The sequence below is a fragment of the Marinobacter sp. NFXS11 genome (genome assembly GCF_040148675.1).
Lineage (GTDB): Bacteria > Pseudomonadota > Gammaproteobacteria > Pseudomonadales > Oleiphilaceae > Marinobacter.
On record NZ_JAGDDV010000002.1, the window covers coordinates 191,172 to 215,250 of the forward strand.

The following is a 24,079-nucleotide window of genomic DNA, read 5'->3' on the forward strand; positions in this document are numbered from 1 at the left end:
CAACGGATAAAAGCGCCAGTCCGTCTGGCGGGGGATCATCAATGCGGTGGATTATCAAACTGGACGACGGGCTTGCCCGGGTGTCCATCTTCTGTGGCTGGGTTGCCTGTGTCGCGATGATACTGATGGCAGCCAACGTCTTTTACGACGTAGTGGCCCGCTACGCTTTTAACAACGTTTCAATCGGCATGCAGGAAATGGAGTGGCACCTCTATTCTGTGGTGTTCCTGCTGGGTATTCCCTACGCATTGCGCACGGATGGTCATGTTCGGGTCGACGTCTTCTACACCAAATGGAGCAACAAGGCCAAAGCCTGGGTCAACCTTGTTGGCGCCTTCATTTTCGTCATTCCATTCGCTTATCTGATCGGCATTTACGGCTACGATTTCGCCCTCGACTCCTACAGCATGGGCGAAGGTAGCGGTGATCCGGGCGGGCTGCCGCACCGCTGGATTATCAAATCCGTCATTCCTGTCAGTGCCGTCTTCATCGGTATTGCCGGCCTCAATATGGCGACCTATGCCGTGCGAGTGATGGCGGGGGACAAGGAATATGAAGGTGAGCACAGCGGAGGAGGCCTCGCATGATCGGTATGATTATGTTCGGTGTGGCCCTGCTGATGCTTATGCTGGGCTTCCCGGTTGCATTCACCTTCGGTGGCGTTGCACTGTTTTTCGGAATTTTCGCTGAGGGCATGGATCTCTTTGCCTTCATGCCCTATCGCATCATGAGCGTGATGCAGAACACGGTCCTGATGGCAGTGCCGCTGTTTATATTCATGGGTGTGGTGCTCCAACGCACGAGACTGGCGGAACAACTGCTGACATCCATGGGACGTCTGTTCGGTGGCCTGCCCGGTGGCCTGGCTATCTCGACCATTCTTGTCGGTGCACTGCTGGCCGCCTCTACCGGTGTCGTGGGCGCCAGCGTGGTTGCCATGGGCCTGATCTCGCTGCCGGTCATGCTGGCGCATAAATACGACAAGAGGTTGGCCACCGGTACCATCTGTGCATCCGGCACCCTCGGTCAGATCGTGCCGCCATCCATCATCCTCATTATTCTGGGCGATGTCCTTGGCCTTCCGGTTGGGGATCTGTTCAAGGCCGCGGTCTGGCCCGGCGTTGTATTGGTCGGACTGTACATCGTGTATATCCTGGTGCTGACCAGACTGAAGCCTGAAACCGCGCCGGCCATGCCGGATGAACCAGGCGTGTCCCGGAAAAAGGAAATCTTCAATGCGCTGTTGGCGATCATCCCGCCGCTGGCATTGATTGTGGTGGTTCTGGGCTCGATCTTCACCGGCATTGCCACACCAACCGAGTCATCCGCTCTGGGTGGCGTTGGCGCCGTGGTTCTGGCGATCATCTACCGCCAGTTCTCCTTCAAGATGGTATGGGATGCATCCAAGGATACGGTCAAGGTGACCGCCATGGTCTTCGCGATCCTGATCGGTGCCACTGCCTTCTCCATGGTATTCAGCTACACCGGTGGGGACTACCTGCTGGAAGAGTGGCTGCTCCAGCTGCCCGGCGACAAGTGGGGCTTCATCATTCTGGCTATGGCAGTCATCCTGGTGCTGGGTTTCTTCATCGACTTCGTTGAAATCTCCTTCATCATTGTGCCGATCCTTGCCCCGGTGGCGGAAGCCATGGGCATCAACATGCTCTGGTTCGCTATCCTGATCGCCATGAACCTGCAAACGAGCTTCCTGACGCCACCGTTCGGGTTCTCGTTGTTCTACCTCAAAGGCGTTGCACCGCCGCAGGTACGAACGACGGATATCTATAAAGGCGTACTGCCCTTCATCCTGATACAGATGTTCGTGCTGGCGCTGATTGTGATTTTCCCTGAATGGTTTGGTATGAGCTCCTCATATTGACCTGAATAATGCCGGGCCCCTTGGCCCGGCATTATTTATCCGTCCATTCTCGCTCTTCACTATCCTTCCAATAGTCTTCCTCTATTTTCAGTCAACCTGACAAAATCTCACTGTTTTCTATACTGAACGGACAACCGGCGATTCTCAGACTGGTATTCGGGAACCCTGGCGCGCGCGCATAGACAAAACATTGATGTTGAGGTTATCAAGGGAGAGCGGAGTCCATGAACCAGAGCACTGCCCAGAAAACCCGTGACAACGGGCAAGAATCCAAAAGCCACGTTCTGACCCTGCCACTGGAAAATACCCATGTGGACCGGTCACCGCACACTTACGAGCGCTGGCTGATAGCCAAGCTCATGCGGATGGCAGGATCACCACCGCTGCGCTTCCGGCTCTGGAACGGCGATGTGATCGAACCGGAGGGCCAACACTCGCAGTTCACCCTGCATCTGACCGACCCCAAAGCCCTATACGCACTGGTAACCAATCCCAACCTGGCGTTCGGAGACCTTTACAGCGGCGGTCGCCTGGAGGTGGAAGGCGATCTGCCGGATCTGATGGAAACCCTCTACCGGTCCGTTCACCAGGCACGCCAGAAGTGGCCGAAATGGCTGGAGGCCCTGTGGCGCAACCACAACCCCCGATCCACCAGCATCCCGGAAGCCAAGGAAAACATTCACCACCACTACGATCTGGGCAACGAGTTCTACCAGCTCTGGCTGGACAGCGCCGAAATGCAGTACACCTGCGCCTACTACGAGACGCCGGATCTGAGTCTTGAACAGGCCCAGCTAGCCAAACTCGAGCACGTTTGCCGCAAACTCCGGCTAAAACCGGGCATGACCGTGGTCGAGGCCGGCTGCGGCTGGGGTGGGCTGGCCCGCTACATGGCCCGCAATTACGGCGTGAAGGTCCATTCCTACAACATCTCCAGGGAACAGCTCGCGTTTGCCCGTGAAGAAGCTCGCAAGCAGAAGCTTGATCATCTGGTAACGTATGTCGAGGACGATTACCGGAACATCAGCGGGCAATACGACGCCTTCGTATCCATCGGCATGCTTGAGCATGTGGGTAAAGAGAATTACGAGGCCCTGTCCGAGCTGATCAAACGCAGCCTCAAGCCTGACGGCATTGCCCTGCTGCACAGCATTGGCCGCAACCGCCCGATGCTGATGAACGCATGGATCGAGAAACGCATCTTCCCGGGCGCCTATCCGCCGAGCATCGGCGAATTCATGCAGATCTGTGAGCACGGTGATTTTTCAGTCCTGGACGTCGAGAACCTGCGCCTGCATTACGCCCATACCCTGAGTCACTGGATGGAGCGCTTCAACCAGAACGAAGACAAGGTCACTGCCATGTACGACGGCCACTTCACCCGGGCCTGGCGCATGTATCTGGCCGGTTCCATCGCTGCCTTCCGGGCAGGTTCTCTGCAGCTGTTCCAGGTGGTCTTTAGCCATGGTGACAATAACAAACTGCCCCGGAACAGACGGGATCTTTACGACTTTCCTGCAGCACCCGAGGAGGCCTGATGGACTACTACGACCTGATCATCGTTGGGGCCGGCCCTGCCGGATCCACCCTGGCCAGCGCCCTCGAAAACACCGGCAAAAAAGTGCTGATCATTGATAAACAGGACTTTCCCAGGGACAAAACCTGCGCAGGCTGGGTTACGCCTGCCGTGATGGAGACCCTGAAGATTGACCCGGAGGAATACTCGGACGGCCGAACTCTGCAACCCATCCGGCGTTTTCGCATCGGGATGATGGGCCAGCCAGCCGTGGAGAACGATCACAGCGATGTGGTCAGCTATGGTATTCGCCGGTGTGAGTTTGACGACTACCTGCTCAGCCGCGTCAACACTCCAAAACAGCTGGCCACGCCGGTCAAATCCATCGTTCGTAAAGACGGCAACTGGGTCGTCAATGGCACCTGGGAAGCGCCTCTTATTGTCGGTGCCGGCGGTCACTTCTGCCCGGTTGCACGATTGCTGGGGGATGGCCCCGGTGGCCATGAAACCGTTGTGGCGGCCAAAGAGGTTGAATTTGAAATGACACCGGAACAGGCTTCAGCCTGCCAGGCCCGGGGCGATACGCCCGAACTCTGGTTCTGTCGGGACCTCAAAGGCTATGCCTGGGTGTTCCGTAAAGGCAATTTCCTGAATATTGGCCTGGGCCGGGAAGACAACCACAAACTGACGGGGCATCTGGAAGCGTTTGTTGAGGAAATGAAATCCACCGGTCGGATTCCACAGGACCTGCCCGGACGCTTCAAGGGGCACGCCTATCTGCTCTACGCCCATGCCGACAGACCCCTGGTGGACGACGGGGTGATACTGGTTGGCGACGCCGCCGGCCTTGCCTACACCCAGAGTGGCGAGGGTATCCGGCCGGCGATCGAGTCCGCCCTTCTGGCAGCCGATGTGCTTCGCGAGGCCACCGACTATTCCGCCTCCTCCCTGCAGATCTACGGTGATGCCATTGCCGAACGCTTCGGCACTCGCGCCTCCGAGGCAGACCAGGGCTGGCAGGTTCCTGACTGGGTCAAGATGCCTCTGGCCAGCAGCCTGATGCGCTCCCACTGGTTTACCCGCAAGGTGGTTACAGAGAAGTGGTTCCTGCACCAGCAGGTTCCACCACTGCAAGTCGCTGTGTGACCGCGGACAACAAAACCGGGAGCGACGGCACCGATGCTCCCGGTTTTTTCAGGCTCTGAAATCAGTTTGCCGTCAGCTCGACCACATCGATACCGTACAGTGTGGTTGTTCCGCTGATTTCATTACCTACTACAAGCAATGGCTGCCCGTTGGGGCTTTCCTCTGAGCCAATGAATGCAATGCCCTCTGGTCCGAGATCGCCAGCCATACCGGCCTGAAGGTCTGCATCAGAGACCGAGAAATTCCGGTTGTTCAGGTACTGGACGAATTCCGGATTCTGGGGATTGGTCACGTCGTAGACCATGACCCCACCAATCCGCTCAAGACCGATAAACGCAAAAGTCTGGCCGTTGATCTTACCGACCGTCACTGCCTCTGGTTCCGGCCCTTTGTCGTCAGACCGATTGTCGAAGTTGTTCTCGTCGTTGGTGGCGTTGAAATTGTCAGGCAGCAGGCTGGCGGTGATACGTTCGAATTCGCTGCCGCTGTCGAAGACCCGCTTGCCATCGGCAGACCAGATGGAGAAAGACCGCGCGCCATAGGTGTAGATTTCACTATATTCGCAATCGACTTCAGCATCTGTCGCCAGGTCACTGGGGTCACATCCATTACTGACCCCCATGGTTGAAGTCACGTTGATACGGCCAAGGTTTTCATCCAACTGCAGATCCGCGGCAGTCGGAAAGGCCGTTGCGTCCAGGGTGAGATCACCAAGCCGGTATTCCTCGGAAAAGCCATCATAATCCCGGGAATCGCCCTCGTTGGCAGTGATGTAGTAGGTCTTGCCGTTGTAGCCGTAACTGGTGATAGCATCCGGCATATACATACCTTTTACCGGCCAGTTACGGATATTGATGCCGCTGTCCCGGTTGCTGGCGTCCAGCTCGTTGCCAATAATGCTGTGGTCCTTGAAACCAAGCGGCAGGATCGCATTGATCACGCCAGCTTCGATATCCAGCTCGGCAACGGCGTTGTTCTCCTGCAGGGCGACCCAGGCCGTCTTGTTATCCAGAGAGACCGCAATGTACTCCGGCTCCATGTCCTGGGCGACGGTCGCTCCCGGACCAAATACCCGCACCCCACTGGCTTTCAGTGCTGCCTCGTCGGCATTGAAGTCCTCGAATCCTGCTGTGGTTGCTGTGGCACCGGCAACCCCCGCCGACAAATCAATAATGGTGACGGAGCCGACTGGATCATTGGTGTAGTCGTCGCTGGGCTCACCCTCGTTCGCGACCAGGACTTTCATGCCGTCCCGGGTAAAGGTGACCATGTCGGGCAGAGCGCCCACCGTGACCTCTCCGACCTTGCCGAGGTCTGTCGTGTTGTAGAAAACCACCTTGCCATTGTCCTGCTTGACGTCTGCCTCGATAGCCACAGCAACCAGATCACCGTAGACAGCGACACTGTTTGCAGAAGCGCCCTCGGCGGTTGCATCAATGGTCTGCAGAAGGACCGGCTGGGATGGGTCCTGTATATCGAGCACGTCCACCGTGGAGGCACCTGAATTCACGACAAACAGACGCTGGTTGGTCGGGTCGTGGGCAACAATCTCTGCCGCCCCCACGTCAAACACGTCTCCTGGAGCCTGATAGGTGCCCAGCACATTGAGTTCAATCAGCGATTTACTGGTGCCATTGGCACCATCAGCGCCATCGTCACCGTCATCGGTACAGGCACTCAGGCCGAACAGGGAAGACAGTATGGTTGCGGAGAGCAGGGTCTTTCGGAACATGTTTTACGCCTCTGGGATAACTTGATGTAGAAAATCCCTACACACGCTAGGTCAGAGGCGTGACAGTTCAGCGTCAGTTCCGGGTCATTACGATTACGAATTGATGAAAAGACAAAAAAATGGCGACCCCGCAGGGCCGCCATTCGTTCACCTCCCTCGGCTCAGTGACCGAGGTAGCTGCGATACATCCACACCGTCTTCTCTTGCTGGGAGATATAGTCGCTCATCAGGGCAACGGTGCCCTCGTCTTCCGCTTCACCGGCCAGACTGAGCAATGTCCGCTGTTTGCCGATCAGCTTGGCAAAGCTCTCGACGATGTTCTCCATCGCTTCCTTGCCGTCAGAAACATCTTTTCGCTCCGGCACTTCCGAACGCTCTATGTAAGTACTGTAGGCATGAGCCGGGCGATGGCCGAGCGTCAGAACCCGCTCTGCGATCTCGTCGATCTTGAGCAGCAGATCGTCGTAGAGCTCCTCGAACTTTACATGCAGCTCAAAGAAGTTGTCGCCTTTGATGTTCCAGTGGTAGCCGCGAACATTCATATAAAAGATCTGATAGTTGGACAGCAGATCATTCAGGGAGTCAGCAAGACTTGCCGTCTTCTCGGTATCAAGACCAATGAAATTCTTACCCATAACGCTTCTCCTTCGCGGTTATGTAACAGGTTTAGTAACAAAGATACTCTTGATCACCGGACGTCAGGAAGTTTAGTTTGCTAATCTCGACGATAGGATCGATGCATAACACTATAAAAGACGAAAATCAGATAGCTCGAAACTATCCGATCTCTCAATACAATTCATTTAACAATCATTCTCACCCGGCGTTTAATGATCTTATTAACGAACAACACCGGAGAGAACCATGAGCGAGTTGAAACTGTTCGTACACAACCATGGGACGAATGGCGACCAGTCGCTTATCAAGACGGTAACGTTCGCCCTCACCCATTTTACCATCGCTTTTACCGTGGCTTACCTGCTCACTGGTGACCTGGTCATCGGAAGCCTGATTGCCATGGTGGAACCGGCAGTCAACACGGTTGCCTATTTCTTCCACGAAAAGATCTGGGCTCGGCGCCAGCGAAATACAAGCGTTCCAGAGGGAACGCTGAGCGAGGCCAGGCCTCATATCTGTTGATTCCTATCAAGGGCCGGCTCAGACACCCGGCCCACAATCGGTGCAACCTTCCTCTGGAGCCGGTCCGATGCTGAGGTTGCGGTTCAAGTCTTTGAGCGCGGTCCTCAGACCTTCCTCGACAACCGGATGATAAAACGGCATTTCCAGCATTTCGGTGACAGTCAGCCTTCGCTGGGCAGACCATGCGAGCAGGTGGGCAATATGCTCCGCCGCCGGGCCAAACATCTCTGCGCCCATGAACAGGCCGCTTCCATGTTCTCCATAAACTCTGAGTAGCCCTCGATTCTTACCGATGACCCGACTGCGACCCTGATCCTCGAAGGACACCTCTCCAACGGCGAAACAACCGCGGCAGCGCTCATCAACCTGGTGAATCGTCAGCCCCACCGTCGCAATCTGCGGATCGGTAAAGACCACGGCCAACGGCGCGCGGCGAAGCCCGGTTCGCACATCCGGGTATGACCCAGCGTTATCGCCCGCGATCCGGCCCTCGTCGGCTGCCTCATGCAACAGCGGCAGACTGTTATTGGCATCGCCTGCGATAAATATGTGGCTCTGGCCACAGCGCAGGGTATGGGAATCAAACAGGGGCGCTCCCTTTTTATCTAGCTCAATTCCGGCGTTCTGGATATCCAGCCCGTCGACGTTTGGACGGCGCCCGGTAGCCGCCAGCAGGTAATCGAAGGTTTCCGTCTTTGCTCCGGCTTTGCCATTCTCAAAGGTAATGGCGACACCCTCCTCGACACGCTCAATCGTCTTTACATCCGAATCCGGATCCAGAGGGAATTCTTCGTTAAACGTTTTCAGCGCATAGTCCCGGATGGTTTCATCCTGGATAGGGCCAACCGAACCGCCAACCCCGAACATCCGGACACGCACGCCCAGCCTGCTCAGAGCCTGCCCCAACTCCAGACCAATTACCCCCGGGCCAAAGACTGCCACCGAATCGGGAAGATCCTGCCATTCGAAGATATCGTCGTTTACAACCAGCCGATCCTTGGCATCTTTCAGGAACCCGGGAACATTGGGTCGGGAGCCTGTGGCGATGATGATACGTTCCGCCTCAACCTCGACATTGCCGTCGACGACCAGGCGATTCGGGCCGGCAAACCGTGCATGGCCTTCAAGGCGGTGCGTATCCGGAAACTTATCTACCGAATCGATCACCGAAGCAACAAAGCGGTCCCGTTCGCTTCGCACCCTTTCCATCACCCGCTTTCCGTCGATCCTGATATCCCCGGCAGACACGCCGAAAAGCTCACCAAGCTGCATCTGATGAGCATTGTCAGCGGCCGCGATCAACAACTTGCTCGGCATACACCCGACTCTGGCGCAGGTGGTTCCATATTGACCGCCTTCGATCAGCACAACCTTGTCGGTTACTTTGCGTACTCGCTGGTAAGCCACCATGCCAGAGGTTCCAGCTCCGATTATGGCAACGTCTACGGTTCGCTTTTCCATACAAGGGTCTCCTGACGGGCATTCCCGGAATCGGGGAACAGGGAAGATTGGGACGGCTATGCCCTCCAGTATAGAAGCCGTGACAAGTTTCACCCACACGATGAAAAACGCACCGATTCCGCCTATGCTGTCAGACTTTTCAGGCAACGGACGTCTCAACGGAGGAATTGGGAAGATGCAGAGTTACTGGCCGGAATTTCTGACGGTAGCCTTTGTCCACCTGCTGGCAGTGGCCAGTCCCGGGCCGGACTTTGCCGTGATACTCAGACAGGCTCTGTGCCAGACCCGGCGAAACGCGCTGCTGAGCGCCATTGGTATCGGCGGGGGCATTCTTGTGCATGTCTGTTATTCCCTGCTGGGCATTGGCCTGCTGATCCAGCAATCGATCATGCTCTTCAACGTTCTCAAGGTGCTGGGGGCACTTTACCTTGCCTGGATTGCTGTCCAGTGCCTGCGGGCAAGGGCCGGGGGCATTCATGTGGAACAGCATCCGACGGGTGGACAGTCCGGTATCGCAGCCCTGCGATTGGGTTTTCTGACCAATGCCCTGAACCCCAAGGCAACGCTGTTCTTTGTATCCCTTTTCTCTGTTGTGATCAGCCCAGGCACACCCATTGTGATCCAGGCCGGCTATGGCATTTACATGGCCCTGGCCACGGCACTCTGGTTCGCCATGGTTGCCGTTTTCTTTACCCTGCCCCGCGTCCGCCGCGGGTTTAACCGGTTCGGGCACTGGCTGGACAGGCTGATGGGCGGCGTTCTCCTGTTGCTGGCCGGACAGCTACTGCTGTCTACAGTGAGCGGATCAGAGCCTCCGTCTGCGCCCATCCCAGACACGGATCGGTGATCGAACAGCCGTAGCGCAGATCTTCGCCATCGTCCTGACGCCCCGGCTCCAGGAAGCTTTCCAGCATCAGACCCCGGATATGGTGGTTACCGACGCGGCGCTGCGCCATAACGTCCCGGGCAATATCCAGTTGTCGCTCTGCCTGCTTGCAGGCGTTGTCGTGACTGCAGTCCACCATGACGGCTGTGGACAATCCTGCCTCTGCCAGGGTGCTCACGGCCTGCTCAATGCTGGCCGCATCGTAATTGGTGATACCGCGGCCACCGCGCAACACCAGATGGGTGTCAGGATTCCCCCGGGTGGTAATCATGACCGGCGCGCCTGCTGCCGAAACCCCAAGATGATGATGGGGATGGGAGGCCGACTTCATGGCATTGGTGGCTACGGCGATACCACCATCGGTGCCGTTCTTGAAGCCGGTCGGCATGGGTAGCCCACTGACCATCTCCCGATGCACCTGCGACTCGGTAGTTCGGGCACCAATAGCTGTCCAGCTCACCAGATCCCCGAGATAATCCATGGCGAACGGGCTCAGGGCTTCGGTGGCCAGTGGCAGCCCCATCGCAGCCAGATTCAGGAGCAGGCGGCGGGAGCGACGCAGCCCCTCATGCAGATCGCCTGCACCCGTGCGCTCGGGGTCGTACAACAGCCCCTTCCAGCCCACCGTGGTCCGCGGCTTTTCCAGGTAGGCCCGCATAACGATAAGGAAGCGGTCACTGACTTCATCCGCCAGCGCTTTCAGCTTTTCCCCGTATTCCAGAGCGGCCACCTCATCGTGGATGGAGCAGGGCCCCATGACGATCAGCGTTCTCGTGTCGCTGCCCTGCAGAATCTGCCGGATTGCCTGCCGGTGTTTATCGACTTGCCGGACAATGTCGTCGCTGGCCGGCATCTGAAGTTTGAGCTCCGCCGGCGTTGGCAGAACCACTTCTTCCCGGTGGGTGGCCGGTGATCCGACGACCTGGTGTGTCAGTTCAGTGTTCAAGGACATATTCATGTCAGTGCTTCCGTTTCCCTGCGTCAGAATCAAAAAAGCCCCGGCTGGTGGGCTACCAGTCGGGGCTTTTTGAGTCCGGTGGCAGCCTGGGTTTTCTGCCGGGCTGCCTTCCTCGTTATTCGTTCGATGAAGATCCTATGGGCGGCCCCGGCTCTGGCTAAAATAAAAGCCATAACCAAACCACCAGAAAAACACAGCAGCGACTGCAGCCGCCGGCTTGGCGCCGAAAGCTTGCAAAACATTCAATTGACAGGTCGCGTGTGTCGTCTTCATGCTTTTCAATATATACCCCCGGTTTTCACCTTGGCAACCCGCGTGCCGGAGTTTTTTCACCACCGACATCAGGGTTGGGAGCAATCAATGGTCTATTTCGTCCGACGATACCCTCTGCAGCTGGCCCTGGCGTTCTTGCTCGGGCTTATCTCCAGCCAGGTTCTGGCCCAGGCCGAGTCCCGCACCTACCAGCTCAACAACAGGCCGGGCGACGATGTGGCGGTGCAGATCCGCGAACTCTATCAGGGCTCGCCGGTAACCGTGACTTCAAGGGGGCAACAACTGGTGGTGCGCGGCGAACCGCCCTTGCTGGAGGAAATCGGACGGCTTGTCGAAACGCTGGATGTAGCGCCAGTCCAGGTTCGGATCACCGTTCGCTCCAGAACCGACAGCGGCGGCAAGCGCTCAGGTGCCGGTATCTCCGCGTCCAACGGTCAGGCAGGAATATCCGCAGAGCGTCGCGTCACCAGTACCGGCAGTGCTCAGGAACGATCCGTGATCATGCAGGATGGCCAGTCGGCGCACATCACCTCTGGCCAGGTCCGGACAATCCCCGTCGCTGTTCGTGGTGGCCGAAATCCTGCTGCCTTTCTACAGCAGGTCGAAACGCGCAGTGGCTTTCTGGTCAGCCCCCAGGTTATTTCTGATCAGGCGGTCGAACTGAGCATTGTTTCGTTCGAGGAAGAACCGGCAAACCTGGACGGCTACGAAACGGAGGCGGTGGTCACCATCCGGCGTGTGGAGCCGGGACAGTGGGTAACACTGGGAAGCACCGCAACCCGATCAAATCAGGAGCGCAGTGGCATTACCTATCAGGTGAACAGCAGTCGGTCCGAGAACCGGAGTTTTGAAGTGCGGGTCGACGTTCTGCCCTGATATCAGGCGTGGCGCTTGCCCAGCAGGACCTGCTTGGCTTCGTTCAGCTTGGCCGCCAGGTAGTCGTTCCCGCCGCGATCCGGGTGCAGTTTCTGCATGAGCCGGCGGTGGGCCATCACGATGTCCTCCTCGGCACAGCCGGCTTTCACGCCGAGGATATCGCAGGCTTCGCGCTCGGACATCTGGCCGACCAGATCAGCGCCCGGACCAGCGTGATCGTTCCCCTGCGCATGCCCGTCTTCCCGCTGTTTCGACCCCATGAACCGGTTGATTTCAGGGGCAAACTTCAACAAGGCGGGGAGTTTGCGCAACAGCGGAATAAGGGCCGCCACCGCCGCTGTAAGCACATGGATCCGGCCCGTGAGCACCATAAACACCAGCAGTGCGCCGCCCACGACCAGGATAACTTTCCAGGTGGCCGCCTTCTTCTTTTCGGCGGACAACGCACCCCATTGTTTCAGAATCACAAACACGGCGGCTGCCAACGCGATTCCCAGAATCCACTGCATTGTTGATCCTCACCCTGAATACCGTCGTAATTCTGTCACTGACACCTGTTACATTACCAGTGCCCTGCGCGGAAAGCCGACCGCCACGAAACAGCCTTGATGTTTATCAAATCCGGCAAGCCCGGAGTCTAGATAGAAATACTTACAACCCGGTGACATTAGCGACCCTGTTTTGTAGGATGCTATGCTTCCCAAAATCTGACACAGATCCTCAGGACCCGAATCATGCGCACTGCTTCCCGCTTTCTGATCGTCATTATATTTCTCGGCGTAGTGCTCGGAGGCATCTTCGGCTACAAATTCTACCAGTTTGGCCAGATGCAAGAGCAGATGTCCCAGCCCCAACCGCCGGCGCAGATTTCCGCCGTTGAGGCTCAGACCGAAGCCTGGACACCGGCCATCAAGGCTGTGGGCAGTGTCGAAGCCATTAACGGTATCCAGGTGGCCAATGAGGTACCTGGCGTGATTGAGGCCATCAATTTTGAATCCGGCGACGTGGTCAAACAGGGCGACGTATTGATTCGCATTGACGCCGCCATTGATGAGGCTGCCCTTCGCACACGCCGTGCCGAAGCGCAACTGGCCGAGCAGGAATTCAAACGGGTATCCGACCTGTTGCCCAAGCGCGCAGTGTCGCAGTCCCAATACGATGAAGCCAAGGCCAATTTCGACGCCGCCCGTGCACGCGTGAACGAAGCCGAGGCCCAGTTGAGCAAGAAAATCATCCGCGCGCCCTTCGATGGTACGCTCGGTATCCGGATGGTCGACCAGGGCGAATACATTGCCACCGGCACCCCAATTGTCGAGATCAACATGCTGGATCCGATTTATGTCGACTATACCCTGTCCGAGAAAAACCTGCCGAACGTAGCAACAGGCTACCCGGTGGTCGCCACCGTTGCAGCTGTTCCGGAGCAGGATTTCGAAGGTTCTGTCAGCGCAATCAACACCTCGGTTAACCCGGAGACCCGGACTGTCCGAGTCCGTGCCACGCTGTCTAACCCTGACAACCTCCTGCGCCCTGGCATGTTTGCCACCGTGTTGACGCAGCAACCGGAAGACAACGAAGTAGTCACGGTGCCGCGCACCGCCATCTCCTACAACACTTACGGCGACTTTGTGTTTGTCGTTGAAGAAAATGACGAGGGGAATCTGGTGGTCAATCGTCGCACGGTAACCACCGGCGAAACCCGCAACACCCGCGTAGCCGTTTTGTCCGGGCTGGAAGCCGGTGAAACCGTTGTAGAGAAGGGGTTGCTGCGCCTGCGCGCTGGTCAGAAAGTTGCCATTCAGGACGAAGAGCAGAAGCAGGGGGCGTCTGAGTAATGCGCTTCACCGACATTTTTATCCACCGTCCCGTACTGGCGACAGTGGTCAGCCTGCTGATCCTGCTCCTGGGCGCCCGCGCGGCCATGGAAATGGAAATCCGGCAGTACCCCGAGCTTGAAAGCACCACGGTGACCGTGACAACGGCCTATCCCGGTGCCAGCTCCGATCTGATCAAAGGCTTCATTACCACGCCGCTGCAGCAGGCAATTGCCGAAGCGAGCGGCATTGACTATCTCACATCCACAAGCTCGCAGGGCACTTCCACCATCGAAGCCAAGATGGTGCTGAACTATGACGCCAACGCAGCCCTTGCCGAAATCCAGGCGAAGGTGGCGAGCCAGCGCAACGTACTGCCGGCGGAGGCCCAGGACCCGGTAATCACCTCCACCACCGGTGACTCAACCGCCCTGATGTACATCGCCTTCTACAGTAACGAGCTGGCGGTGCCCGAGATCACCGACTACCTGACCCGCGTTGTCCAGCCCCGACTGCAGGCGCTTTCAGGTGTCGGCAAGGCGGAACTGCTGGGCCGGAAATTCGCCCTGCGGGTATGGCTGGATCCAGAACGACTGGCCGCCGTGGACATGACACCCCAGGAAGTGGTCGCCAAGCTCCGCGCCAACAACTATCAGGCTGCAGTGGGCAACACCAAAGGCACCTACACTGAAATCAGCATGACCAGCGACACCGACGTCGCCGACCCGGATGCGTTCCGCAACCTGGTGGTCAAACAGTCCGACGGCACCCAGATCCGCCTACAGGACATCGCCCGGGTAGAACTCGGCTCGGAGACCTACGATCAACTGGCCCTTTACAAGGGACAGCCTGCCACTTACGTGGCCATTGAACTGGCTCCCGGGGCCAACCCGCTGACCGTCGCCGGCCTCGTGAAAGACGAGCTGCCGGATATCGAAAGCCAGCTGCCCTCCGGACTCGATGTGCGCCTGGCGTACGATGCGTCTGACTTTATTGAAGATTCCATTAACGAGGTAATCCAGACGCTGCTGGAAGCCATGGTCATTGTACTGGTGGTGGTGTTCCTCTGCCTCGGCTCCGTGCGCGCCTCCATTGTGCCGTCCGTTGCGGTGCCTCTGTCCTTGATCGGTGGCGCTTTTGTCATGCTGATGTTCGGTTTCTCACTGAACCTGCTGACACTGCTCTCCATGGTGCTGGCAATCGGCCTCGTGGTAGATGACGCCATCATCATGGTGGAAAACGTGCACCGACACATCGAAGAGGGCGAGTCCCGCTTTGAGGCTGCAATCAATGGCGCCCGGGAAATGGCGGTGCCTATCATCGCCATGACCACAACGCTGGTGGCGGTATACGCGCCTATTGGGTTCATGGGCGGGCTGGTTGGCTCGCTCTTCACCGAGTTTGCGTTCACGCTTGCGGGCACGGTGGTGATTTCCGGCATTGTTGCCCTGACGCTCTCCCCCATGCTTTCGGGCAAGGTACTGAAGCCTCATGGCAACCCCGGTAGATTTGAGCAGTTGGTTGAGAAAACTTTCAACGGCCTGGCGGCGAGCTACAAGTCTGCCCTGAGCTCACTGATGCAGACCAAATCGGTGGTGGTTTTCTTCGCCGTGGTGGTGTTGGGCTCCATTTACTTCATGGTCTCCATGAGTCAGAACGAACTGGCTCCCACGGAAGACCAGGGCATTCTGTTCTATCAGGGACTTGGCCCCCAGACCTCGACCCTGGACTACCTGCTGGAGCACGGTGATGAAATCCAGGAGCGGATGTCTACGGTCCCGGGCTACAACGAGGATTTCATGATCATCGGTATTACCGGCCCCAATGCGGTATTCGGTGGCTTCAAGCTGGCGCCCTGGAGTGAGCGGGAGATCAGTCAGTTTGAAGTCCAGCCGAAGCTGGACGCCGAGCTCAAAAATGTAACCGGCCTGCAAACCGCGGTGTTCCCGCGACCGTCCCTGCCCGGCTCCGGCGGTGGCCTGCCATTCCAGTTCGTGATTACTACCGGCAACAGCTATGAACAGCTGGACCAGGTAGCGGATGAACTGCTGGGCAAAGCCATGGGCAGCGGAAACTTCATGTTCCTGCAGAAATCCATCAACTTTGATCGTCCCATCACGCGCATCAACGTTGATCGGGATCGTGTCGCGGATCTGGGCCTGTCGATGCAGGATGTCGGCCAGAGCCTCTCGAGCATGCTCGGAGGTGGCTACATCAACCGGTTCAGCATGGAGGGCCGTTCCTACCAGGTTATTCCGCAGGTGGATCAGCAGTTCCGGCTGGATGCCCAGGCGCTCAATGAGTACTACATTCGGGCAGACAACGGCGAACTGGTGCCGCTGGGCAGCGTCGTCAGCTTCACCCAGGATGTTGAACCGTCCAACCGGACCCAGTTTAACCAGCAGAACTCTCTGACCCTTCAGGGTGTGGTTATGCCCGGGGTGGCCGCTGGCACTGCCATGGATTTCATGGAGCAGACCGCGGCCGAGGTGTTCCCGCAGGGTTATACCTATGATTACACCGGCCAGACAAGACAGTTGGCCACCCAGGGCAGCGCATTGATGGTGACCTTCTTCCTCTCGCTGCTGGTGATCTACCTGGTTCTGGCAGCGCAGTTCGAAAGCTGGCGGGACCCGTTCATCATCCTGGTGTCGGTGCCCATGTCTGTGGCCGGGGCAATGGCGTTCATCGTGCTCGGGTTTGCCACCATGAACATCTATACCCAGGTGGGTCTGATCACGCTGATCGGGGTGGTGTCCAAGAACGGTATCCTGATTGTCGAGTTTGCCAACCAGTTGCAGAAGGAACGTGGGCTTAACAAGGTGGATGCGGTCATCGAGGCAGCGGCCATTCGCCTGCGACCAATCATCATGACATCACTGGCGCTGATCTTTGCCATGGTGCCTCTGCTGATTGCCATCGGCCCGGGTGCAGAAAGCCGCTTTGCCATCGGCCTGACCATCAGCGCAGGTCTTGGTATCGGCACCCTGTTTACCATCTTTGTCTTGCCGGCGTTCTACATCCTGTTGGGTCGTGACCATCACGGCTACGGAGGAGAGAAAGAGGACCCGGGCTCAGAACCCGAAGCAAAGGCGGCCCCGTCTCACTGAAGCGGGGAGAGGTATAAGGCCCGGCCACGGCAACGTGCGCCGGGCTTTTTATTACCAGAGACATTCACGTCTCTACAAGTTCCTCAGTGGACGCAACGCTGTGTCGCAGCAGGTTACGGCGCCATTGGACGGTTTCGCTGGGCAGCTCCCCAAAATGCTCACGGTACATGGCGGCAAATCGGCCAAGGTGGGAAAACCCCTCATCCGCGGCGTACCAGGAGATGTGTGGCACCTCACACTGACAGTCAACCAACCGCTCCCGAACCCGGGTCAAACGAGCCCTCTGATAGAACCGATAAGGCGTAATACCCGTTTCCCGCTTCATCAGGTAGTAGAGATTCCGCTCGCTAACACCGGCGTAACTTGCCAGTTCCTTGAGGTCGAACTCCCAGGCAGGATCCTGCATGATTTTTTCGACCACCCGCTGCAAACGACGGTCAAGGGTGCGTTCCGAACACACAGCTGCCTTCCCGGGTGCCCAGGGCGTTTTCATTGTATCGAAAAGACGATTTGTTAATCGTTTCGCTTGGACATCATCGCGGACAAAGTGCAACCGGTCGAGGTAACAGTTGATCATGACTTCCAGAACGGATAGCCAGGCGGTGGACGATCGCAGAAGCGAATCATCCAGAGCACCATTGCTTGGCTTCAAGATTATAACTTCAGTCTTGGGGGCCAAACGGAGTTCAAACCTATCCTCGGGACGGGCAAGGAACAGCTGATCCAGGCTGCCCCAGCCTCTACCTCGAATGGATATTTCGGGCATGCCACCCCCCGGAAACAGGAGTACCGGATTCGAGGTACGGCAGCCCGAAACGTCCATGCCTTTGCCGGCTCTCAGCGAGATCACATGCCCAAGCTCACTTTCAAGCACGGATATGGCACCGACCCGTCCGCTGCCCGAGTGGAGCCGGCAAAGTATGTCATCGCAGCCAGACAACTCGCGCAAAGCGGCGAGCCATTCATCCAACGAAGCATTGTTCAGTCTCAGGTATGCGTCCAGAGCCGACTTTCGAGATATAGGTCCCATAAATTCCTGCGTGGAAAGCCTAGTTTACTTCTATCGGAGGCCGCGCCATTCCACTAGCCAAATTTTGCAAGACCTTAAGTATTACAAGGTTATTTTCTGCTATCTTGATATTGATCAATCAGATCATCATTCCATGTGTCCCAGGGAGCCGGTCGAGCCAACAGGTACCCCTGGCCACGGTGACATTTCAACTCACGCAGTTTGCTGTGCTGCTCGCTGCTTTCTATACCTTCCGCAACCACTTCCAAATCCAGCGCATCTGCAATCGCCAAAATGGCCGAGACGATACGTGAATCCCGGGATTCGCTCCCAAGCCGATGAATGAATTGTCGATCGATTTTCAGCACCTGAACCGGCAGCGCGTGCAGATAGGCCAGAGAGGAATAACCGGTCCCGAAGTCATCAATTGCGACAACTACTCCTTGTGCACCAAATTCACGTAGCTTATCCAGGCATTTGTGGGACAAGTTCATCAAATGGGTTTCGGTGATCTCGATTTCGGGTGACCAGCCAACCGTTCGAATTCTTGCGAACAGGGGATTTAAAAGGGCTTCAAGACGGGAGTCCGTGATCTGCCGGGCCGAAATATTGAGAGCAAGCCGCAGGCCACGGAGAAATGAGGTAGGGAATCCAGAGAGATCCGATTCAATGCAACGGACCAAATGCTCCGTTAGCTCGTGGATATGACCTCGTTGTTCGGCGATCGGCACAAAATCGGCGGGTGACACGGCACCGAATTCAGGATGGGTCCAACGCAGAAGTGCCTCCAGCCCCGCCATCTTGCCGGTATCGAGATGGTACTGTGGCTGATAAACAACCGTGAACTCCTCGGGCGCCGTTTTCAGTGAAACGATTAACGCCTCTGATAGCAGCTCGGCATGCCGACCCTGTTCGGTGTCGATCGCATCGTAAATCCGGAAACAGGCCCGTCCCGCAAGCTTTGCTGCGTACATGGCCCGATCCGCGTTCTGCAGCAGCTCGGATGCCTGACTGCCATGGTCCGGATATACGGCGGCGCCCACAGATGACGACAAAAAATACTCACGATGATCGACAATCACCGGCGCCCTGAAGCTCTGAACCATCCGCTGACACACGCCCTCGAGGTCATCATCATTCCGAAGTTCGATAATAGCGGCGAATTCGTCACCCGACAGGCGGGCCACAACGTCCCCGCGGCGAAGCACACTCTGGATACACAGAGCTGCCTGCTGCAAAACCCGGTCACCACAATCGTGTCCATGCAAATCGTTAACGGACTTGAAGAAATCCAGGTCGATATAAAGCACCGCGAACGCCTGACCGTCCTGTGCCCTCTGTGAGACTCGCGCCTTCAGGAATTCCTGAAACAGCGCGCGGTTAGGCAGCTCGGTCAGCGGGTCGTAATAGGCCAGCGACGCGAGGCGCTCATCGTCAGCCGTCATATCACCGACATCCATGAAAACGCCGGCGTAAAACCGATGGCTTTCGTGCTCAACCGGATAGATCGTCAACCACTGCGGATAGGTCTCGCCGTTCTTGCGCCGATTCCAGACCAGCCCCTCCCAGCGCCCCTTATGACCAATGGCCCTCCACATAGCTTGATAGAACTCGCGGGAGTGAAATCCCGAGCTGAGCACCGAAGGGGGCTGGCCAAGCACCTCGTCCGACCGGTACCCGGTGACTGAACGGAATTTCTCGTTCACGTAAAGAATCCTTGGCTCCCTGGTTGCCAGCATGATGGCTTTTGGGTGGTTGTCGACGAGAGCCCTGAAATCTTGTTGTTGTAATGCCTGCATGCACTGCTCACTCCTTTTTAGCAGCCCCTGAATCGTGTCCGATCAGTTCCACCCACTAGCATAAGCAGTATCTGTCGCCAACCTAGCCACATATTGCAAAAGACGAGAAACCACCAGGAGAAACCGCAAATAGATGAACACATTTTCATCTATTGCAATAACCGGATATTCAAGACGAAAGAACGGGTTGATAGTAGGCCAACAACGAGAAAAACACTGACCCGTGCAAGGAAACGCCATGCGAGTCAACGAACCGGTCACTCAGAAAGAACAGGTTTACCCGGACCACTACCACCTGATCACCACCACCGACCTTCGCGGCAAGATCACCGCCGCAAACGAAGAGTTTGCCGAAGTCGCTGGCTATACAATTGACGAACTGGTCGGCCAGCCCCACAACCTGATACGGCATCCGGACATGCCGCCGGGGGCATTCGAAAATCTCTGGCAAACCATTAAATCCGGCGAATCCTGGCGGGGTATGGTGAAGAACCGCTGCAAGAACGGCGACCATTACTGGGTGGACGCTTTTGTTACGCCAATTCGCAAAGACGGCGAGATTGTTGAGTTCCAGTCTGTTCGCACACGCCCCCGACCAGATCAGGTTGCCCGGGCGGAGAAACTCTATTCGGCCTGGAAAAAAGGCAACGTCCCCCGCAGATACCTTGCAGTCAGTCCGCCCCTGGCTTTGAAACTGGGCTGCCTGTATGGACTGCTGGCAGTCGCCCTACTCTGGTCCGGCCTGTCAGAGCTCGCCCTGTCCCATCTAGTGATATTGCAAGGGCTGCTGCTGGCGGTATTCGCGGTACCGGTCTGGCTTACCCTTCCTGTGATGCGCAGCGCCAGATCGGCTTGTACCGAGACCCACCCAGCTATGCCCTGGATCTATACCGGCCGCCGGGATGAAGGTGCCTGGATCGAATTTGATCGCCAGAAACGGGATGCCGTTCTTCGGGCCGTTTCCGCCCGCATGCACGCCAATGTTGGCAAGCTCCACGGCCGGAAACAGCGGACCGTCGAGTGGGTCGCCAACTCTGTGGCCAGCATCCGCAGCCAGCAGGGCGATATCCAGGACATAACACGTGCCTTTGAGGAGCTGGCGGAAAGCGTGCGGCGGGTCAGCGAACTGACCGCACGGACCCATGACGCAACAGACGACGCGCGCCAGTCAGCCAACCAGTGTCGCGGGCAGATGACGTCCATGAATCAGTCGCTGTCCGAGCTCGGCGGGCAGCTCTCTGTGGCCAATGACCGCATGCAGGCGCTGTCCGAAAAAAGCGATGCCATCGGCATGGTTCTGGATGTGATCTCCGACATCGCCGAGCAAACCAATCTGCTGGCTCTCAATGCCGCCATCGAAGCGGCGCGAGCCGGCGAATCAGGTCGCGGCTTCGCCGTGGTTGCCGATGAGGTTCGGGGGCTTGCCCAGCGAACCCACGAATCCACCCGCAAGATCGATGAGATGATTGCTGCCCTGCAAAGCGAAACCCGTGAGGTGGTCGAGGTGATCAACAACGGCACCCACTGCTGTCAGCAAACGGCAGGCATCGCCAATGAGGCCAGCGAAACGCTGGAAGCGACCCTCAGGGATGTGGATCTCATCACGTCCTGTACCCATGAGGTGGCCGGCGCGACGGAAGAACAGGCCGCACTGAGCGTTCAGGTGGAACGTCAGGCAGCACGGCTTCTGGAGCTTGGCAACCGCTCGGTCGAGAGCAGCGAAAACGCCCGGGAAGAGTCGGAACACCTTGGCAATAACGTGGATCAGGCCCAGTTGCTGACCAGTCATTTCCTGCAGATGCTGTGTGACCGACTGTTGCCGGCACCAGCGCCCAAGAACCGGCAACGATTCCCCGAGCCAACGCAATAAGGTAGGCTGGCGATCAACCTTTTGACCAATCTTGGAAGATCGCTGCAACCGTGACTCTTGGAACCCTGTTCTGGCTGTTCGTGGCCGGATTTGCTGTCTGGTACTGGTGGCGCGCCAAAGCCATCAAGGATTTCGTGCTTCAGGCCGCGCGCCGCTACTGCAAAAGCATGGACGTGATGCTGCTGGATGATGCCGTATTCCTCCGTGGTCTCTGGTTCAAACGCGACGATCAGGGCCGGGTCCGTGTATGGCGCCGGTTCCTGTTCGATTTCACGTCTACCGGTGAAGAGCGCTACACCGGCCGTATCATCATGCTGGGCCAGCGCATCCAGCATATGGAGCTGGAACCCCACCGGTTTTCCTGAATACGCAGCCTTCCTGTCCTCACCCATTTGGGCGATTCCTGATCGCTCATCACACACCAATAATCGACAACGCATCGACGACCGTCGGCTGCCTGATGCAGCCGTCAACAAAAACAACAGGAGTCAAACATGCGTATTCGATTTACCACAGCAGTTGTGCTGGGGCTGGCCTTGCTGTCCGCCTCGTTCTTTACTCACGCCGGTTATACCCAGACCCGTCATCCGATTGTGCTGGTTCACGGTGTCACCGGGTTCAACACCATTGGCGGCCTGGTGAACTACTTCCATACCATCCCCTGGAATCTTGAGCGCAGTGGCGCACAGGTCTATTCCGCCAGCGTTTCCTTCGTCAACAGCAGTGAGCAGCGGGGCCAGCAATTGGCGAACTACGTCAACAGCCTCGGCCATTCCAAAGTCAACCTGATGGCCCACAGCCAGGGCGCGCCTACCTCCCGGGTGACTGCAGCCCTGATTCCTCATCGTATTGCCTCAATCACCTCCATCGACGGCGTTAACAAGGGCTCCAAAGTGGCCGATGTGGTCCGGGGAATCCTTCCGCCAGGTAGCTATGTCGAAGGCGGCGCCAACGCCATCGCCAACGCCCTGGGTGATCTGATCAATGCGTTGTCCGGGGCAGACAACCCGCAGAACGGGCTGGCAGCGCTGGAGACCCTCACCACGCCTGGCACAACCAGCTTGAACGATGCCCTTGGCTGGAAAGGCGTGAACCGGAATAGTTGCGCCGGAACCAGCGAGGATGTCTGGATAGACGGCAACCGCATCAAGTTCTTCTCCTGGACTGGCCGGGGCGTGTGGACCAATGCGCTCGACATTACCGACCCGTTCCTGGGTATCACTTCACTGGCCTTTGGCAGCGAGCCCAACGACGGGCTGGTAGGCGTCTGCTCAACCATGATGGGCCGGGTGATCGGCACCCACTATGACATGAACCACGTGGACGCCATCAACCACCTTCTCGGAGCCCGTTCTCTGTGGACTAACCCTGTCACCCTTTACCGCACCCAGGCCAACCGGCTTAAAAACCGCGGTCTGTGAGGTGACCATGAAGCGGACATCCATCGAAGCCCGTCGGTGGCTGTTCCCGGGTGCACTGGCGGCCGTCCTGGTCGCCGGTGCTCTCTGGTATGGCCTTGCCGGAACAGCCCAGACAAACGCCGAAATTTCGGCTTCAATACCACCATCATCCGCGGCCCCGGCGAAGTCGCCAACGCCAGCATCCGAACACAGCGCCAAAGCGGTCCCGGAAGAGCCTTCTTCTGGACAGGAGCAATCCCGAACTCCTGATTCCCTCGGGCCGACCCCGTTTGCGGCGTCGCTATCAGGGACACAAATTGACGGCGCCCTGACAGCCGATGACAACGGCGAGCTGGTTATCAATCTGCGGGTGCGTGACTTTTTCGATTACTTCCTCAGCACGGTCGGCGAGGTGACTCCGGAAACAGCCATTCAACAGATCGAAAGCATGGCCAGGAACCACTTGCCTGAGCCCGCTTCCACCCAGGCGCTGGCGCTCCTCGATGAGTATCTCGCCTATAAACAGGCGTCACTGCAGGTCCTGCAAACCCGACTCGACCCAGCCCGAACAGAGGATCCGGGCTATCAGCTGACGGCGCTGGGTGATGCCCTGGCACAGCTGAAACAACTGCGCGCCAGCACCTTCAGCCCCGATGCCCACCGGGCTTTCTTCGGGCTTGAGGAGGCTTACAGCGAATACACACTGGCGACACTCGCCATTCAGCAGCGCACAGACCTGAGCGAACAGGGCAAACAGGCACTCGTACAGTGGCACCGCAATCAGTTGCCCGAGGAATTGAGGACAACTGAGCAACACCTTCATGCGAGCAGCCGACAACAACAGGCCCGGACAGCCGCCATTGAATCTGCCTCGTCTCCGGAAGCCGCCGGCAGGCAACTGGAAGAGCTTGGCGTGGATCCGGACGGTGTCGAGAGCGTCGTAAAGTATCTCAAGCAGCGTAAGCGCTTCGACCAGCGCTTCGATGCGTTCCGGGACGCGATGGAACGGGAGGAATCCTCGGGTCTGGCCGAAGCCGACATACAAGAACAGCAGGAAGCTCTGCTGGAACAGCATTTCCCTGATGAGCAGGACAGAACCTGGGCACGGCTGAAGATGCTCGGTAACGGCTGACCGGAATGTGCTCGGGTTCGCGAAGCCAGTCGGCCGGGGCGGATACAATCCAGAAACCTGCCCGACACTGGAAACGGC

At 57.6% G+C, this 24,079-nt stretch carries 20 protein-coding genes; 13 read left to right on the forward strand and 7 right to left on the reverse strand.

What is annotated here, in order from left to right; all coding sequences use genetic code 11:
- The first annotated feature begins 41 nt into the window (after window positions 1-41).
- From J3362_RS10015 to J3362_RS10030, 4 genes are all read left to right on the forward strand, one after another.
- Window positions 42-587 carry a TRAP transporter small permease subunit gene (locus tag J3362_RS10015; protein ID WP_349519440.1) on the forward strand — a complete coding sequence of 182 codons (546 nt, stop codon included), beginning with the start codon at window positions 42-44 and terminating at the stop codon, window positions 585-587.
- On the forward strand, window positions 584-1,879 hold the full coding sequence (locus J3362_RS10020; RefSeq protein ID WP_349519442.1) for a TRAP transporter large permease: 1,296 nt from the start codon (window positions 584-586) through the stop codon (window positions 1,877-1,879). Before J3362_RS10015 ends, J3362_RS10020 begins: the two co-directional genes overlap by 4 nt.
- Before the next feature lie 224 nt (window positions 1,880-2,103).
- Window positions 2,104-3,417 carry a class I SAM-dependent methyltransferase gene (locus J3362_RS10025; protein WP_349519443.1) on the forward strand — a complete coding sequence of 438 codons (1,314 nt, stop codon included), beginning with the start codon at window positions 2,104-2,106 and terminating at the stop codon, window positions 3,415-3,417.
- The gene (locus J3362_RS10030; RefSeq protein ID WP_349519445.1) at window positions 3,417-4,541 is read left to right on the forward strand and encodes an NAD(P)/FAD-dependent oxidoreductase; all 1,125 of its coding nucleotides are present in this window, start codon (window positions 3,417-3,419) and stop codon (window positions 4,539-4,541) included. Before J3362_RS10025 ends, J3362_RS10030 begins: the two co-directional genes overlap by 1 nt.
- Window positions 4,542-4,602: 61 nt before the next feature.
- Here J3362_RS10030 and J3362_RS10035 read toward each other — a convergent pair whose 3' ends face one another.
- Both J3362_RS10035 and J3362_RS10040 read right to left on the reverse strand, forming a co-directional pair.
- On the reverse strand, window positions 4,603-6,273 hold the full coding sequence (locus J3362_RS10035; RefSeq protein ID WP_349519447.1) for a choice-of-anchor I family protein: 1,671 nt from the start codon (window positions 6,271-6,273) through the stop codon (window positions 4,603-4,605).
- A gap of 161 nt (window positions 6,274-6,434) precedes the next feature.
- Entirely contained in the window at window positions 6,435-6,908 is a 474-nt protein-coding gene (locus J3362_RS10040) for a Dps family protein (RefSeq protein WP_349519449.1), read from the reverse strand.
- A 229-nt stretch (window positions 6,909-7,137) separates the two neighbouring features.
- Between J3362_RS10040 and J3362_RS10045 the strand changes: the two genes are divergently transcribed.
- Entirely contained in the window at window positions 7,138-7,413 is a 276-nt protein-coding gene (locus J3362_RS10045) for a DUF2061 domain-containing protein (protein WP_349519451.1), read from the forward strand.
- Between the two features lie 18 nt (window positions 7,414-7,431).
- Here the strand turns inward: J3362_RS10045 and J3362_RS10050 are convergent, their stop codons facing one another.
- Entirely contained in the window at window positions 7,432-8,874 is a 1,443-nt protein-coding gene (locus J3362_RS10050; RefSeq protein ID WP_349519453.1) for a dihydrolipoyl dehydrogenase, read from the reverse strand.
- A gap of 175 nt (window positions 8,875-9,049) precedes the next feature.
- Here J3362_RS10050 and J3362_RS10055 point away from each other — a divergent pair, with 175 nt between their 5' ends.
- Complete coding sequence (locus tag J3362_RS10055; protein ID WP_349519455.1) at window positions 9,050-9,721, forward strand: LysE family translocator; 672 nt, start codon at window positions 9,050-9,052, stop codon at window positions 9,719-9,721.
- Here J3362_RS10055 and J3362_RS10060 read toward each other — a convergent pair.
- The gene (locus tag J3362_RS10060; RefSeq protein WP_349519456.1) at window positions 9,666-10,718 is read right to left on the reverse strand and encodes a 3-deoxy-7-phosphoheptulonate synthase; all 1,053 of its coding nucleotides are present in this window, start codon (window positions 10,716-10,718) and stop codon (window positions 9,666-9,668) included. The two genes, J3362_RS10055 and J3362_RS10060, sit on opposite strands and share 56 nt — an antisense overlap.
- A gap of 360 nt (window positions 10,719-11,078) precedes the next feature.
- Between J3362_RS10060 and J3362_RS10065 the strand changes: the two genes are divergently transcribed.
- Window positions 11,079-11,867 (forward strand): secretin N-terminal domain-containing protein, encoded by a 789-nt coding sequence (locus J3362_RS10065; RefSeq protein ID WP_349519458.1) that lies wholly within the window; start codon window positions 11,079-11,081, stop codon window positions 11,865-11,867.
- Between the two features lie 2 nt (window positions 11,868-11,869).
- Here the strand turns inward: J3362_RS10065 and J3362_RS10070 are convergent, their stop codons facing one another.
- Window positions 11,870-12,376 (reverse strand): J domain-containing protein, encoded by a 507-nt coding sequence (locus tag J3362_RS10070; RefSeq protein WP_349519459.1) that lies wholly within the window; start codon window positions 12,374-12,376, stop codon window positions 11,870-11,872.
- Window positions 12,377-12,601: 225 nt separating this feature from the next.
- On the opposite strand from J3362_RS10070, the gene J3362_RS10075 reads away from it, so the two are divergent.
- Window positions 12,602-13,702, forward strand: a complete 1,101-nt coding sequence (locus J3362_RS10075) for an efflux RND transporter periplasmic adaptor subunit (protein WP_349519461.1) — start codon at window positions 12,602-12,604, stop codon at window positions 13,700-13,702.
- A complete protein-coding gene (locus tag J3362_RS10080; RefSeq protein ID WP_349519463.1) occupies window positions 13,702-16,791 on the forward strand; it encodes an efflux RND transporter permease subunit in 3,090 nt (1,029 codons plus the stop codon). The genes J3362_RS10075 and J3362_RS10080 overlap by 1 nt, the downstream gene beginning before the upstream one ends.
- A 64-nt stretch (window positions 16,792-16,855) precedes the next feature.
- Here the strand turns inward: J3362_RS10080 and J3362_RS10085 are convergent, their stop codons facing one another.
- Window positions 16,856-17,821, reverse strand: coding sequence for an AraC family transcriptional regulator (locus J3362_RS10085; RefSeq protein ID WP_349519464.1), 966 nt, complete (start codon window positions 17,819-17,821; stop codon window positions 16,856-16,858).
- Between the two features lie 89 nt (window positions 17,822-17,910).
- Window positions 17,911-19,599, reverse strand: coding sequence for a putative bifunctional diguanylate cyclase/phosphodiesterase (locus J3362_RS10090; protein WP_349519466.1), 1,689 nt, complete (start codon window positions 19,597-19,599; stop codon window positions 17,911-17,913).
- 238 nt (window positions 19,600-19,837) lie between these two features.
- Here J3362_RS10090 and J3362_RS10095 point away from each other — a divergent pair, with 238 nt between their 5' ends.
- The 4 genes from J3362_RS10095 to J3362_RS10110 all read left to right on the forward strand — a co-directional run bounded on the left by J3362_RS10095 (window position 19,838) and on the right by J3362_RS10110 (window position 24,001).
- A complete protein-coding gene (locus J3362_RS10095; RefSeq protein ID WP_349519467.1) occupies window positions 19,838-21,469 on the forward strand; it encodes a methyl-accepting chemotaxis protein in 1,632 nt (543 codons plus the stop codon).
- 50 nt (window positions 21,470-21,519) lie between these two features.
- Window positions 21,520-21,834: a DUF3301 domain-containing protein gene (locus J3362_RS10100; RefSeq protein WP_349519469.1), complete on the forward strand. Its 315-nt coding sequence runs from the start codon at window positions 21,520-21,522 to the stop codon at window positions 21,832-21,834.
- 129 nt (window positions 21,835-21,963) lie between these two features.
- Window positions 21,964-22,890, forward strand: a complete 927-nt coding sequence (locus J3362_RS10105; protein WP_349519471.1) for an esterase/lipase family protein — start codon at window positions 21,964-21,966, stop codon at window positions 22,888-22,890.
- 7 nt (window positions 22,891-22,897) lie between these two features.
- On the forward strand, window positions 22,898-24,001 hold the full coding sequence (locus tag J3362_RS10110) for a lipase secretion chaperone (RefSeq protein WP_349519472.1): 1,104 nt from the start codon (window positions 22,898-22,900) through the stop codon (window positions 23,999-24,001).
- Window positions 24,002-24,079: the final 78 nt, after the last annotated feature.